Origin of the sequence: Pseudochrobactrum albidum (assembly GCF_051851455.1) — a bacterium.
In the GTDB taxonomy this organism is placed as follows: domain Bacteria; phylum Pseudomonadota; class Alphaproteobacteria; order Rhizobiales; family Rhizobiaceae; genus Pseudochrobactrum.
In genome coordinates, this window is sequence record NZ_JBPVTR010000014.1 from 1 (window position 1) to 14053 (window position 14053).

A 14053-nucleotide genomic window follows, 5' to 3' on the forward strand; every position below is an offset into this window, starting at 1 on the left:
AAATTGAGAATATGTTCGGAAAACTCAAAGACTGGCGACGCATCCATACTCGCTACGACCGATGCGCGCACACCTTCTTCTCCGCCATCTGCATCGCTGCAACCGTCATCTTCTGGCTAAATCAATGAGTCCTGAGCTTAAAAAATTTTCGTTAAATTTTTTAGATATTTCTGTATATCTTGAGGTATTTGCTGATTCTATATTTAAATCTCTCGGGATATGCTCCAATTGAAAGGCGTTGTTTGATGGTGAGGTAGTTTGATATTTTGATTTGCAAATATTGTAGATTTCATTCAGTAAACTAAGTTTATTAAATTTAAGTTTTTCAAGTCTTGATAACTCAGCATGACTAAACATATTGATAATATCTATAGATAATTCCGCAAAATCTGTATCATATTGAATACTCTTCTTTATTGATTCCAAATAATATAGTGTTGATGAAAGTTCTAACATAAAGAAACTACCTATATTTTAATAATAAATTATTATGTTGCTGTGATTTATGTTGCACTAAACATGGTGTTATGGATTTTAAAATTATAAAGATAGCGAATGGCAACATATTTGAATAATATTCTTCTTATCTAAAAAACCTGCAATACCAATAATTCATGAGAAATTGTATAATTAAGCAGAGTTTTCGGCAGTCTATGCCCCCTCAGCGGCTCACAAAAGACTGAAGGGCGCTAAGTTTTTGTTTTTACGTGTTTATATGAAAGAAAATTTTGTATTCCGGATTTGTTTTAGCGGCGAGGCAGCAATTTTTTAACCTCATCTGCAGCATCAGAAAGGGCCTCATCAGGCATTGCTTTTTGCTCGACAACACGGGAGAGATTATCAACAATAGTCTGGGTTACCTTTACGCCGTTGGAGCCGGGAAAAGCATACCATGGCACCATCAGATTCATTTGACTTAATCCGGCTTTAAACAGCGGGTTTTCTTCGTAGAATTTACCAAGATATTTATCTGATTTTGCAGCCAGTTCATTATTGGGTACATAGCCTGTGCCCGGCACAACAACCGATGCACCGTAAGGGCCGGCGGCAAATTTTGCAAATTTCCATGCAGCATCCACTTTGGCATCATCCGATGTCAGGATAACAACAGCATTGCCGCCGGTTGGCAAACGGCCTTTTTCCGGGTTGAGCAACGGGATTTTGGCGGTGCGCATATCAAATTTATTGCCGACATTCTTGATCGTGTTGCGCAATGCGCCGGTGGTCTGGAAAGCAAAGCCGACATTGCCTGCTGCAAATGCCTGTTCACCGGCCTCCTTTGTGAAGACCGGAAGCCCGCCTTCCTTCACCATTTTGTCAACCAGTCTGAATGCAGCCTGGCCTTCAGCTCCATTGAAAGCTATCTGCTTTTCATCATCAGAGAGCATCTGGCCGCCGGCGCCAAACAGCAATGCAGAGAACATCCAGTCATCACCCTGCCAGCGAAAATCAATACCCTCGATGCCATTGCCAAGTTTTTTGATTTTGCCGCCAATACGAATAACTTCATCCCATGTGGCTGGCGGAATATCCGGATTTTCACCGACTTTTCTAAACAAGTCGGCATTGTAATACATGACAGGATTAGAGGTTGCAAAAGCAAGGCCGACCTGACGGTCACCAATTTTGGCAAGGTTGAGAATAGTCGGGGTGAAGCCCTGGGCTTCAAAGTCCGTTTCTTTTTCCACCAATGTTTTCAGATCAAGGCCGATATTACGATCGTGTAAGATGCGCAGGCGGTTGAGGCCGGTGAAGGTAATATCCGGCATTTCTGCTGTGCCGTTCTGGCGCATGATCAGTTGAATGCCTTCTTCATAAGTGGCAGAAGGATTGACGAAATGGATTTTGATGTCCGGATTTTCTTCCATGAATTTTTGGGAGATATTGGCCATCACATCCTGAAAAAAACCCGGCATCGGATAGTGCACATTCAGTGTGGTTTCTGCCAGAACTGTATTGCACAGGCCGACCAGCATGGCAGTTGTTGTGAGAGAGCGGGTGAGAAATGACATTTCAGGCTCCGTAAATGTGAGGAGGAAGAGTGTTGCGGGGGGGGGGGGGGGAGCCTTTAAGGCCGGTCATGGTAATGCCTTCAATGAAGCGGCGCTGCGCTGCAAGAAAAGCAAGAACAAGCGGTAGGGTGATAATCAGCGTGGCGGCCATTAATGCGCCATAATCATCTCCGGCTTCTGCCGCGCGGAAATAAAGCAGACCCAGCGGCGGCGTTGCCTTATCCATGCCGGTGATAACAATCAGCGGCCAGAACAGATCATTCCAATGGGCAACAACCGAGAAAATCGCAAAAGCCGTAATGGCAGGCCATGCATTGGGAACGATGACGCGGGCAATAATGCCGGCCTCGGACATGCCATCAAGGCGGGCGGCATTGATCAGATCATCCGGCATGGAACGGAAGAATTGCAGAAACAGGAAAATACCGAAAACCGAGATAAAAAATGGTGCGCTGATCGCAAAATAAGTGTTTAAAAGGCCGCTTTTCTCGAAACCCAGATAAAAGGGCAGTGCAGTGGCATGGATTGGCACCAGAAGGCCGAGCATGACAGCACTCATCATCAGCTGTGCAGCACGAAAGCGCAGTTTGGCCATGGCATAGGCGCAGGGAATGGCAATAATCACCTGCACGATCAGAATCAATGCGCAAACCAGAACCCCGTTGAATAATAACTGCCCCATCGGCACACGGGAGAAAGCCTTGGTAATATTTTCGATCAGTGACCAGTGTTGTGGAATAAGACTGAGCGATGATGTGAAAATATCCGATTGGGATTTGGCTGCAGTGGAGAGCATCCAGATATAAGGGGCGAGAAACAGAAAAGCCCCAAGTGACAGCAAGCCAAGGCGAAGACAACGGATGACAGACATGGTTTGCACTTTCAGGAATAATGCACGCGGCGATCAAGCACGCGATATTGCAGCAGCATCATGATGATCAGTACAATCAGAAAAATTACAGTCATGGCAGAAGCATAGCCGACACGCAGGAAAACAAAGCCTTCCTGATAGATCGTATGCAGCAATACTTCCGAGGCTTTGTTTGGCCCCCCTTGTGTGAGGGTTTTTACTGATTCAAACACTTTGACGGAATTGATGACGCTGATAGTGACGACAAACAGGGTGGTAGGCCCCAGAAGCGGCCAGGTCACCAGCCTGAAACGTTCCCATGCGCTTTTTGCGCCATCCGTTTCCGCAGCCGCATAAAGCTCACGCGGTATTGCGGTGAGACCGGCGAGAAACAGCACCATATTAAAGCCGACAGATTGCCAGATGCCGATCATGGCAAGGCTTGGCAGTACGGTTGCAGAACTGCCGAGCCAGTTTGGCCCGCTAATACCGGCAAGGCCGAGCATGGCATTGACAGGGCCAAGGGTCGGGTGCAGCAAATATTGCCAGACTGTTGCCATAGCCACGAGAAGTGAGGCAACGGGTAAAAAATAAACTGTGCGGAAAAAAGCTTTGCCGCGCGTCTCACGCTCAATCAATAATGCGGCGCCAAGCCCTAAAAATACAGAAACCGGTGTGACGATCAGCGTGTAAAATGCGGTATTTTTCAGGGAAGTGCGGAATGTGCGGTCTTTGAAAAGTTCAATATAATTTTCCAGACCGACAAATTCATAATCCTTGTAGCCAAGCTCGAAATTGGTGAAACTGAGATAGAATACGGTGGCAGTTGGCAGGAGAATGAAAAACAGCACCAGAGAAATGGCCGGCGCCATCAGTTTCCAAGCCAGTCTTTCTTCATATTTGCGTGCAGCCTGTGCTGCATCTTTTGCCGTTATATCATAAGGGCCGGCCTGATTATGAAGGGAGGTTTGTGCCAGTTCAGACATGGTCTGTAACCTTTATCCGTTGCTGCCCCGCATGGGTGAATTGACGCATACGATGGCCGTTAACATCAAAAAGCAGTGCTTTATCGGCAGCAAATGTCAGGCCGACCGGCATAGACGGTAAGAGCGGCGCTGCCTGTGACGGTGTGGTTTTGGCAATCAAAGGCTCTGACGCGCCAGGCGTATCAAGATAGACCAGTGCTTCCGAGCCCAGAAATTCAACACGGTTGATGCTGGCTGTAATGATCCGGTCAGAGGATTGATCGCCTGCAGGGCGGATTTGTAAATGTTCCGGGCGGATAGCAACACTAAGAGCAGAGCCTGCATGAATATCAATCTGATTGAGAATTGGTTTGCCGGCAAAATGAATTATGCCCCGGTCGCTGGCGCGTGCATGCAGCACATTGATACGCGGGCTGCCGATAAAACGTGCAACTTCAATATGGCGCGGATTATCATAAATCTCCACCGGATTGTCGCATTGCAAAAGCTGCCCGCCGATCAGTACCGCAATACGGTCAGCCATGCTCAGCGCCTCTGCCTGATCATGGGTGACATAAAGACTTGGCACCGCGGCACGGCGGTGCAACTCAACGATTTCCGCACGGGTATGCACACGCAGATTGGCATCAAGATTGGAAAGCGGCTCGTCCATGAGAAAGACATGAGGCTGGCGCACCATAGCGCGGGCAAGTGCCACACGCTGGCGCTGACCGCCCGACATTTGCGCTGGCTTGCGTTCAAGAAGATGGTCTATTTTTAAACTTAATGCTGTGCTTTGAACCTGTTGCTGAATGGCTTCACGTTTGGCTGCCTGCCCCGGCAGGAAATTGCCAATCAGCGGCATGCGCTCCAGGGTGGTCAAATCGCGCATGACCAGCGGTACGGCAATATTTTCACCGGCGGTGAGGTGGGGATAAAGCGCATAGGATTGAAATACCATTGCAATATTGCGTTCGGATGGATGCATAGCCGTGATATTGCGCTCACCCAGCCAGATGCTGCCTTCATCGGCATATTCCAGACCGGCGGCAATGCGCAGCAAAGTGCTTTTGCCGCAGCCTGACGGGCCAACAAGAGCAATGAATTCAGCCTCTTCTGCCTCAATAGTCACATCTTTGAGAATGTGCTGATCGCCAAAGGATTTGGAGATGTTTTTCAGTGCAAAGCGGCTCATTATGCCTGCTCCGGCTGCATGTCTGTGCCTGTAATGGCGGCAAAGTGGTTTGAGGGATAAACCTCATGCACCACATCATCGAGCAGGTAAGGGCGCAATTGCGAAAGCGGAATGATTTCACTGTGAGCCTTGTCAGTCAGTGTGTGAATAACCGCGCCGACAATACGCTCTCCCGGCAAATCGCGCTCCATAGGCCCGATGATAAAGCCGCAAGATGGGGCAAAGATCAGTGAAATATTCTGATAATTACCTGCCCATGCGCGGTGAAGATGGCCGCTGGCATAAAGCTGCACATTATGCGTGGTGAAGAGATCTGTCAGGCGTTTGCGGTCTTTGGGGGAGGCACCCCAATAACCGGTATCGCCTTCATCGGGGCTGTCTACAAAAAGCGGCTTATGGGCAAAAACGGCAATGGGACGACCATTTGCGGTTTTAAGCACTTCTTCCAGCCATTGATATTGTTCTTCTTCCTCCGCATGGCCGGAGCCGATGAGCAAGCTGTTTAAACCGATCAGGCGCCAGCCGGACTGATCATGCACCCAGCGATCAGGGCCGATGAGACCGCGCCAGCGGCCAAGGCGCTCATCATTAACCGGTTGCAGCGAGGAGGGCAGGTGGCCGATATCATGATTGCCGGGCACACAGAGCACGGATACGCTCAGTTCGGCAAACAAATCGGCACAGAAGGTCAGGTCATCGTCAAAATCGGCACCGTCAACGGAAAGGTCGCCGGTATGGATAATCAGATCAGGCTGAACTTGTTCCAACCATTGTGCGAGCGGGCGCCAGTTTGGCGTAAAATGAGCTTTGGAGGGGCTGAAATGGGTGTCGGTGATCTGAACAATCCGCATATCTTTGCCTTCATGAGACGTTGGAGAGAAAATGCGGATGTGTATTTCTAACGGGGAACACAGACCGCTGTCAGATAGTTCCTACACGCAATTGGTGACAGGCTGACATCACAGCGGTGACAAAATTGTAACATTAAGGATCGCTTATATTTTTTTCAGGCTGACAAGAATGTCGATTTTGGTGATCCTGTAGCCTTGCGGGGCTTCAGGCTGTGGTGAAAGCGCCGGTGGCGCACCGTCAATATCAATCATGCGATCTTCATCTTCCAGATAATAATGCTGGTGGTTGCAGGCATTGGTATCAAAAAAACTACGCTGACCGCTGACGGATATTTTGCGGATGAGGCCGGCTTGTGCAAACTGGTTGAGCGTATTGTAAACCGTGGCCAAAGACATGTTGAACCCCTGATCTATTGCAAGAAGGTGCAGATCATCGGCGGATAAATGCTGGTGAGGGCCGCAGAACAGCAACTGCCCCAATGCCAGACGCTGACGCGTGGGGCGCAGACCTGCCTGCACTAATATTTGGCGGATATGCGGGTTGTTCTGCCCTTGCAGCAGGTGCTGCCGGCGCATTTGCGCACGGAGTTTCTCAGGGATGTGCAACATGTGTCTGTCCGTAGTCTGAATTTATTGCAAATGATTTGCAATTGCATATTTGTCGGAATATTGCCTGCCGTCAAGCGTGAAAGCACAAGTCGTGACCTGGTTCGTGACCTGGTTCGTGACCAAAGTTAAGCCGGGATTGTGCTCGCGGCAGCTCTTTGCTGCGTGTTTTGATCTGAGAGAGTGCAGGTGTAATTTTTCTATTATTTTTATTTTGCAAATGATTGTCACTTGCAAAGTATTGGCGGGCGGGATATTAATCGTGCAATTGACAATCATTTGCAATAAGGATGCGCAATGTTCAATCAAATCAGGCGGAGGCTTCTGGCCGGTTTTATCGGGGCGGCATTTGTTTCGGCGCTGGCTGTTATGCCTGCAGCGGCAAAAGAGAAATTCAAGGCGGTAACCACATTTACCGTGATTGCTGATATTGCGCAAAATGTTGCCGGCGATGCAGCGATTGTTGAATCGATCACCAAGCCGGATGCGGAAATTCATGATTATCAGCCAACTCCCGGTGATATTATGAAGGCGCAGGGCGCACAGCTTATTTTCTGGAATGGCCTTAATCTTGAACGCTGGTTTGAAAAATTTTTCCAGCACCTGAAAGATGTTCCGGGTGTCGTGGTCTCTCAAGGGGTTGAACCGATGGGAATTACCGAGGGGCCTTACAGCGGCAAACCCAATCCCCATGCATGGATGTCGCCTTCTGCAGGGCTGATCTATGTGGATAATATCCGTGATGCCTTTGTAAAATATGACCCTGAAAATGCGGAAATCTATAAGGCCAATGCCGAGGCCTATAAGGCCAAGATCAAAGCTGCGATTGAGCCGATCAAAGACAGTTTGAAGGATATTCCGCAGGCCAAACGCTGGCTGGTAACCAGTGAGGGTGCGTTCAGCTATCTGGCGCGCGATTTTGGATTGAAAGAACTTTATTTGTGGCCGATCAATGCCGACCAGCAGGGCACGCCGCAGCAGGTGCGTAAGGTTATTGATGCTGTGCGCAAAAACGGCATCACGGTTGTATTTTCCGAAAGCACGATTTCTCCCGCTCCGGCACAGCAGGTGGCTTCGGAAACCGGCGCAAAATATGGCGGTGTTCTCTATGTCGATTCCCTCTCGGAACCTGATGGTGTTGTGCCAACCTATCTTGACCTTTTGCGAGTGACGACAGACACAATTGCAAAGGGCCTCAAATCCGGAGAAGCGAAAGAATGAATGCTCCGCTTAATGTTCTTCCCAAGGCATTGCTGTCTCCCGCATCGGAAGGTGCGGGAGCAGGGCTTATGGTGAGGAATGCAACGGTAACCTATCGCAATGGCCATACGGCTTTGCGTGATGCGAGTTTTGAAACTCCTACAGGTACCATTACCGCTCTTGTGGGGGTAAACGGATCGGGTAAATCGACCTTGTTCAAGGCGTTGATGGGGTTTGTGCGGCTTGCGCATGGTGAGATCCGGATTTTAGGTTTGCCGGTGCAGCAGGCACTGAAGAAAAACCTTGTTGCCTATGTGCCGCAATCGGAAGATGTGGACTGGAATTTTCCGGTATTGGTGGAAGATGTGGTGATGATGGGGCGCTATGGCCATATGGGCATGTTGCGCCGTGCAAAACCGGCGGATCATCGGGCGGTGGCAGATGCGCTTGCCCGTGTGGGCATGGCGGATTTTCGCAAGCGCCAGATTGGCGAATTATCCGGCGGGCAAAAAAAACGCGTGTTTCTGGCGCGCGCTCTGGCGCAGGATGGCAGGGTCATTCTGCTTGATGAGCCTTTTACCGGTGTTGATGTCAAGACAGAGGATGCGATCATCAGATTGCTGCGTGATCTGCGCGATGAGGGGCGTGTTATGTTTGTCTCTACGCATAATCTTGGCAGTGTTCCGGAATTTTGCGACCGCACAGTGCTGCTCAACCGTACAGTGCTTGCCTATGGCGATACACAAACCATTTTTACGCAGGCTAATCTTGAGAAAACCTTTGGCGGTGTGCTGCGCCATTTTGTGCTTAATGAGGCCGATCAGGGCAAAGCACATCCGGTTAATATTCTGACCGATGATGAGCGTCCGCTGGTGCTCTATCATGATGAGAGCGGCAAGGGGGCGGAATAATGGAATTTCTGCTGGAGCCGTTTTCCTATCAATATATGATTAATGCCATGTGGGTTTCGGCGCTGGTTGGGGGTGTCTGTGCCTTTTTATCCGGCTATCTGATGCTGAAAGGCTGGTCACTGATTGGTGATGCGCTGTCCCACTCCATTGTGCCGGGCGTTGCCGGCGCCTATATGCTGGGCTTGCCTTTTGCAATCGGCGCCTTTTTTTCCGGCGGACTGGCGGCCGCTGCCATGTTGTTCTTGAATGAGCGCACAAGGTTGAAGGAAGATGCGATTATCGGTCTGATCTTCACCTCATTTTTTGGGCTTGGCCTGTTTATGGTTTCGCTCAAACCCACAGCGGTGAGCATTCAAACGATTGTGCTTGGTAATATTCTGGCAATCACACCGGCAGATACGTTGCAACTGGCAATTATCGGTTTTGTTTCCCTTGTCGTTTTGCTGGTGATCTGGAAGGATCTTATGGTGACTTTTTTTGATGAAAGTCATGCACGCTCGATCGGTCTTAACCCCACAATGCTTAAAGTGATTTTCTTTACGCTGCTTTCTGCCTGCACAGTTGCGGCGATGCAGACAGTTGGTGCATTTCTGGTCATTTGCATGGTGGTAACACCGGGGGCGACGGCTTATCTTCTGACAGACCGTTTTGCACGCCTGTTGCTGATTGCGGTGGTAATCGGAACTATAACCAGTTTTATTGGTGCTTATATAAGCTATTTTCTCGACGGGGCGACCGGCGGGGTTATCGTGGTCATGCAGACGCTGATTTTTCTGTTCGCTTTTTTCTTTGCGCCCAAGCATGGCATGCTGGCGGCACGGCGCAAGGCAGCAAGAACGCTGGCTTCGGAGGCGCAATCATGAGCCTTGCTGAAACTTTGCTGATGCCGTTTCGTTTTGATTTTATCAATAATGCCATGATCATCGGTGTGATGATTGCGGTTCCTGCGGCTTTATTATCATGTTTTCTGGTGCTTAAAGGCTGGTCGCTGATGGGGGATGCGGTTTCTCATGCAGTGCTGCCGGGTGTGGTATTGGCCTATATTATCAATATTCCGTTGGCGATTGGGGCTTTTGCAGCCGGCATGGTCTGTGCGCTGGCAACCGGTTTTTTAAAAGAAAACAGCCGTATCAAGCAGGATACACTTATGGGGGTTGTGTTTTCCGGCATGTTCGGGCTTGGGCTGGTGATGTATGTCAAGGTGCAGACGGATGTGCATCTTGATCACATCCTGTTCGGGGATATTCTGGGCGTAGGCTTTCAGGATATTGTTGAGACAGCTGTGATTGCTGTGGTGGTAACTGTTTTGCTGGCGGCAAAATGGAAGGATTTGCTGCTGCATGCGTTTGATCCGGCTCAGGCAAAGGCTGTAGGGCTGCCGGTGCGGCTGTTGCATTATGGTTTGCTGGCTATATTGTCCCTTACCATTGTCGGAGCACTGAAAGCTGTGGGTATTATTCTGACCATTGCCATTTTGATTGCGCCAGGTGCAATTGCATTTCTTTTGACGCGCAAATTCAGCTCTATGCTGGCGGTTGCGGTTCTGGTCGGGGTTTTATCGTCCTTTCTCGGGATTTATGCCAGTTTCTTTATTGACAGCGCGCCGGCGCCAACAATTGTGCTGTTGATGACGCTGGTTTTTATCGCAGCCTTTATTATTGCGCGCCGCCGTGTTGCCCGTGCAGAGGCTCAGCTTTCTTCTTCTTGAGTTTTATGCGTAAGCATAATTTTTCGCTGAAAACAGCGTCGCGCTTTTGGTGCGGCGCTGTTTTTTCTTGAGGGGTTTTACGGGCAGGCTCAAAAGCAAAAAGCCGCGCTTGATGCGCGGCTTTTGAAGGCTTAACCAAACTGGAGCGGGCGAAGGGATTCGAACCCTCGACCCCAACCTTGGCAAGGTTGTGCTCTACCCCTGAGCTACACCCGCTCGCGCCAGTTTGGTGGTTAGGCCTGCGCTATATGGCAAAAGCTGCAGTGATTTGCAACAGGAAAAATTCAAAATCCTGTAATTTTTATAAAGGATTTAAGACAGCGCGGCCGTGTCTGTTTTGTGTAATGAAGAATGCTTACTGCATCAGGTTGAACAGGTTTTGGGAGAGAGAGTTGCCGTGATCTATGAGAACCGCAAAAGCAAAAAACCGCGCTGTTGCGCGGCTTTTGAAGGCTTAACTAAACTGGAGCGGGCGAAGGGATTCGAACCCTCGACCCCAACCTTGGCAAGGTTGTGCTCTACCCCTGAGCTACACCCGCTCGCGCCAGTTTGTCGGTTAGGCCTGCGCTATATGGCAAAAGCTGAAGGCAATTGCAACAGGAAATCTGTAAAATATCAAACCCCTTGTGTATAAACCGCAATCAGGCTTTGTAACGGGGGCTAAAAGTTACAGGATATCGGATTTTACGGCTGATATATCGCCCTGATTAAAAAGTTGATTATAAATCCGGGATTGTGATTCGGCTCTACCGTGACTTCGGTTTCGAAGCGACAGGGCATGACGCTTTATTGCAGGCCGCAGAGCCATTATAGACGCAGATATCTGTTATGCTGATTATTGCATTATCCCGCAGATATTACGGAGGAGATTTCGCTTATGCCCAACACCCCTCAATCATTGTATGATTATCTCGCGACACTTGGCATTGAGGTTAGAACTGTCACGCATCCGCCCTTGTTTACGGTTGCTGATTCTCAGAAACTGCGTGGTGAAATTGCAGGCGGGCATACTAAAAATCTTTTTTTGAAAGATAAAAAAGATAATTTCTTTCTTGTGACGGTTGAGGAAGATGCAGTGGTTGATCTTAAGACCATTCACACATTGATCGGCGCTGCCAGTAAGGTTTCTTTCGGCAAGCCGGAAAAGCTCATGGAATATCTGGGGCTGATACCGGGCGCGGTTTCGGTTTTTGGCGCGATTAATGACAGGCAGCATCAAGTGCGCATTATTCTGGATGAGGCGCTGATGCGCCATGATATTATTAATGCGCATCCATTGACCAATGAGGCAACAACATCAATCGGCCGCGATGATTTATTGAAGTTTCTGCAAGCTACCGGTCATGAGCCGCAAATACTCATGGTCAGTAAAGCCGAAGCTGTGCAGAACTAGTTTAGCCGGCTGTATTTAAGGGGGCTTGAAACTGCAGCCTGAAATGCCGAATTAGCATGGAAGAGAAATTATATTCTGCCATAATTGTTATGGCATTTGCATAATGCGGCAGTGATTTATGACCAATAGATGTAAAGCCGTAACGGGAAACGGATTAAGAGGGCGATGATGAACAGCGGTAATAATCCATATGGCGGCAATCCTTACGGTGCGTCTTACGGTAATGCGGGCGGGCAGGCCAATACAAGTGTGACCTATAACGGGGCTGGCTCTGAAGCGCATGAGACATCCGGCGGAGATACGGCAGGCGCTTTATCGGCGCTGGCGGGTTTTGGCAGTTCCGCAGTGCCGGCGGCAGAGCTGGTAAAAGATACGACAACAGCCGCTTTTGTGCAGGATGTGATTAACGAATCACGTAACCAGCCGGTTCTGGTGGATTTCTGGGCGCCCTGGTGCGGCCCGTGCCGCCAGTTGGCACCTTTGATTGAAAATGCGGTCAAGGCGGCACAGGGCGCTGTGCGGCTGGTAAAAATGAATATTGATGATCATCCCGCCATTGCCGGACAGCTTGGCATTCAATCTATCCCTGCTGTGATTGCATTTGTGAATGGCCAGCCTGTGGATGGTTTTATGGGCGCTTTGCCGGAGAGCAAGATTAAGGAATTTATTGATAAACTTGCCAGGAATGCCGGTTCTGCCGGCGGTATGCAGGCTGCAATTGATGAGGCGCTTGCCAATGCACAAGATATGTGTGCGCATGGTGAAAGTGCTGAGGCTGCGCAGATTTATGCGGCAGTTTTGCAAAATGCACCGGATAATGTGATTGCTCTTGCCGGTCTTGCCGGATGTTATTTGGATACCGGTGCATTGGATAAGGTGCGGGAAGTTCTCGCAAATGTGCCTGAAAAGCAAAAAGATGATCCGCAAATTCGCGCCATAGAGGCGCGCCTGGCACTGGCTGAACAGGTGGCGCATCTTGGCAATCCTGCAGAATTGCAGGCGCGGCTTGCGGCTGATCCCGATGATTATCAGGCGCGTTTTGATCTGGCAATGATTGCCAATGCGCTGGATAAGCGTGAAGAGGCTGTTGAAGGTTTGCTGGCAATTATGAAAGCCGACCGTACATGGAATGATGATGGCGCACGCAAGCAGCTGCTGCAGTTTTTTGAGGCATGGGGCTTTAAGGATCCGGCCACATTGAGCGGCCGGCGCAAATTATCGTCTTTGCTGTTTTCATGATGTTTTAACAACCAGAATGTTGGTGTAAAATTGCTGTGAGGTGAAATTTATGCAGGCTGGCAATGCGCATTACCGTAAAGCATCTGATTTACCGGAGGTTATTCCGGTATTTCCGCTGGCGGCCGGCCTGCTTCTCCCGCGCGGGCAAATGCCGCTCAATATATTTGAGCCGCGCTATCTGGTGATGGTGGATGCGGCACTGGCAGGCAACCGGCTGATCGGCATTATCCAGCCGAAAATTATCAATGGTGTTGTTGCAGAAGACCGCGAAGGTGCCGCCAAGGGCACAGACAGGCCGGATCTAAGCCCTACAGGTTGTGTCGGGCGCATTACGTCCTACACAGAAACCGGTGACGGGCGGGTGCTTATTACCCTGCAGGGTATTTGCCGTTTTGATATTGTTGAAGAACTTGTAACAGAACAGCCATTTCGTATTGCGCGCATCTGTCCTTATTGTCAGGATCTTGATGAAGAGCAGGGCGAAGACGAAGTTGACCGTGAAGCTTTGTTGCAGGCTTTTCGTGATTATCTTGCAGCTAATAATCTTGAAGCGGATTGGGAAAGCATAGCCAAGGCCGGGAATGAAACACTGGTGAATGCCTTGTCGATGATGTCGCCGTTTGGCGCTGCGGAAAAGCAGGCCTTACTGGAAGCGCCGGATTTGAAAACCCGTGCGGAAACGCTGGTGGCGATAACCGAGCGCGCCTTGATGCGCAATGGTGATGATGACGGGCCGGGGTTGCAATAGGGGGCTGTTATGCCGGAGCATGAGAGCATTAAAAAGATTGACCCGAAAATGCTGGAATTGCTGGTTTGCCCCTTGACCAAGGGCAATCTGGACTATGATCGTGAACATAATGAACTGATTTCAAAAAAGGCAAAACTTGCCTATCCCGTGCGTGAGGGGATTCCGATTCTGCTGCCGTCTGAAGCGCGGGTGCTGGAATAGGCCGGCTTTGTTGCAGCTTTTGCTTTGCTATTAAGATTATTGCGGAATTTATAAAAATATGAGTCAAATCTTGCGTTTGATACTTCCCCCCTGTTGAAGTTTTGGGCTATGAATAACGCGAATTTTTTGTGTGGGCGCTTTACCTTTGCATATATTCCGGCGGGGAGTGCTCTG

The 14053-nt window shown here is 49.5% G+C and carries 16 protein-coding genes and 2 tRNA genes; 9 read left to right on the forward strand and 9 right to left on the reverse strand.

The window, feature by feature from the left end:
• On the forward strand, positions 1-128 hold a 128-nt coding region (locus ACSTTO_RS01050; RefSeq protein ID WP_439271086.1), incomplete at its 5' end, for a transposase.
• Here the strand turns inward: ACSTTO_RS01050 and ACSTTO_RS01055 are convergent.
• The 7 genes from ACSTTO_RS01055 to irrA form a co-directional block, all read right to left on the reverse strand.
• The gene (locus tag ACSTTO_RS01055) at positions 106-456 is read right to left on the reverse strand and encodes a hypothetical protein (RefSeq protein WP_439271251.1); all 351 of its coding nucleotides are present in this window, start codon (positions 454-456) and stop codon (positions 106-108) included. The two genes, ACSTTO_RS01050 and ACSTTO_RS01055, sit on opposite strands and share 23 nt — an antisense overlap.
• 290 nt (positions 457-746) lie before the next feature.
• Positions 747-1976, reverse strand: a complete 1230-nt coding sequence (locus ACSTTO_RS01060; protein WP_439271303.1) for an extracellular solute-binding protein — start codon at positions 1974-1976, stop codon at positions 747-749.
• Positions 1977-2013: 37 nt separating this feature from the next.
• The gene (locus ACSTTO_RS01065; protein ID WP_439271252.1) at positions 2014-2883 is read right to left on the reverse strand and encodes a carbohydrate ABC transporter permease; all 870 of its coding nucleotides are present in this window, start codon (positions 2881-2883) and stop codon (positions 2014-2016) included.
• A gap of 11 nt (positions 2884-2894) precedes the next feature.
• Positions 2895-3848 carry a carbohydrate ABC transporter permease gene (locus ACSTTO_RS01070; protein WP_439271253.1) on the reverse strand — a complete coding sequence of 318 codons (954 nt, stop codon included), beginning with the start codon at positions 3846-3848 and terminating at the stop codon, positions 2895-2897.
• Entirely contained in the window at positions 3841-5022 is a 1182-nt protein-coding gene (locus ACSTTO_RS01075) for an ABC transporter ATP-binding protein (protein ID WP_439271254.1), read from the reverse strand. The genes ACSTTO_RS01070 and ACSTTO_RS01075 overlap by 8 nt, the downstream gene beginning before the upstream one ends.
• On the reverse strand, positions 5022-5873 hold the full coding sequence (locus ACSTTO_RS01080) for a metallophosphoesterase family protein (RefSeq protein ID WP_439271255.1): 852 nt from the start codon (positions 5871-5873) through the stop codon (positions 5022-5024). Before ACSTTO_RS01080 ends, ACSTTO_RS01075 begins: the two co-directional genes overlap by 1 nt.
• A gap of 144 nt (positions 5874-6017) precedes the next feature.
• A complete protein-coding gene (gene irrA / locus ACSTTO_RS01085; RefSeq protein ID WP_439271256.1) occupies positions 6018-6482 on the reverse strand; it encodes an iron response transcriptional regulator IrrA in 465 nt (154 codons plus the stop codon).
• 294 nt (positions 6483-6776) lie between these two features.
• Between irrA and ACSTTO_RS01090 the strand changes: the two genes are divergently transcribed.
• The 4 genes from ACSTTO_RS01090 to ACSTTO_RS01105 are packed head-to-tail and all read left to right on the forward strand — an operon-like array spanning position 6777 to position 10298.
• The gene (locus ACSTTO_RS01090) at positions 6777-7700 is read left to right on the forward strand and encodes a metal ABC transporter substrate-binding protein (protein ID WP_439271257.1); all 924 of its coding nucleotides are present in this window, start codon (positions 6777-6779) and stop codon (positions 7698-7700) included.
• Positions 7697-8590: a manganese/iron ABC transporter ATP-binding protein gene (locus ACSTTO_RS01095; protein ID WP_439271258.1), complete on the forward strand. Its 894-nt coding sequence runs from the start codon at positions 7697-7699 to the stop codon at positions 8588-8590. Before ACSTTO_RS01090 ends, ACSTTO_RS01095 begins: the two co-directional genes overlap by 4 nt.
• On the forward strand, positions 8590-9453 hold the full coding sequence (locus tag ACSTTO_RS01100; RefSeq protein WP_439271259.1) for a metal ABC transporter permease: 864 nt from the start codon (positions 8590-8592) through the stop codon (positions 9451-9453). Before ACSTTO_RS01095 ends, ACSTTO_RS01100 begins: the two co-directional genes overlap by 1 nt.
• Positions 9450-10298 carry a metal ABC transporter permease gene (locus tag ACSTTO_RS01105; RefSeq protein WP_439271260.1) on the forward strand — a complete coding sequence of 283 codons (849 nt, stop codon included), beginning with the start codon at positions 9450-9452 and terminating at the stop codon, positions 10296-10298. Before ACSTTO_RS01100 ends, ACSTTO_RS01105 begins: the two co-directional genes overlap by 4 nt.
• A 141-nt stretch (positions 10299-10439) precedes the next feature.
• Here ACSTTO_RS01105 and ACSTTO_RS01110 read toward each other — a convergent pair.
• A tRNA-Gly gene (locus ACSTTO_RS01110) sits at positions 10440-10514 on the reverse strand.
• A 248-nt stretch (positions 10515-10762) separates the two neighbouring features.
• Positions 10763-10837, reverse strand: a tRNA-Gly gene (locus tag ACSTTO_RS01115).
• A 338-nt stretch (positions 10838-11175) separates the two neighbouring features.
• On the opposite strand from ACSTTO_RS01115, the gene ACSTTO_RS01120 reads away from it, so the two are divergent.
• The 4 genes from ACSTTO_RS01120 (at position 11176) to ACSTTO_RS01135 (ending at position 13879) form a co-directional block, all read left to right on the forward strand.
• Entirely contained in the window at positions 11176-11691 is a 516-nt protein-coding gene (locus ACSTTO_RS01120; RefSeq protein ID WP_439271261.1) for a prolyl-tRNA synthetase associated domain-containing protein, read from the forward strand.
• A gap of 153 nt (positions 11692-11844) precedes the next feature.
• Entirely contained in the window at positions 11845-12930 is a 1086-nt protein-coding gene (trxA, locus tag ACSTTO_RS01125) for a thioredoxin (protein ID WP_439271304.1), read from the forward strand.
• 49 nt (positions 12931-12979) lie between these two features.
• A complete protein-coding gene (locus ACSTTO_RS01130) occupies positions 12980-13678 on the forward strand; it encodes an LON peptidase substrate-binding domain-containing protein (protein ID WP_439271262.1) in 699 nt (232 codons plus the stop codon).
• A gap of 9 nt (positions 13679-13687) precedes the next feature.
• Positions 13688-13879, forward strand: a complete 192-nt coding sequence (locus ACSTTO_RS01135) for a Trm112 family protein (RefSeq protein WP_439271263.1) — start codon at positions 13688-13690, stop codon at positions 13877-13879.
• Positions 13880-14053: the final 174 nt, after the last annotated feature.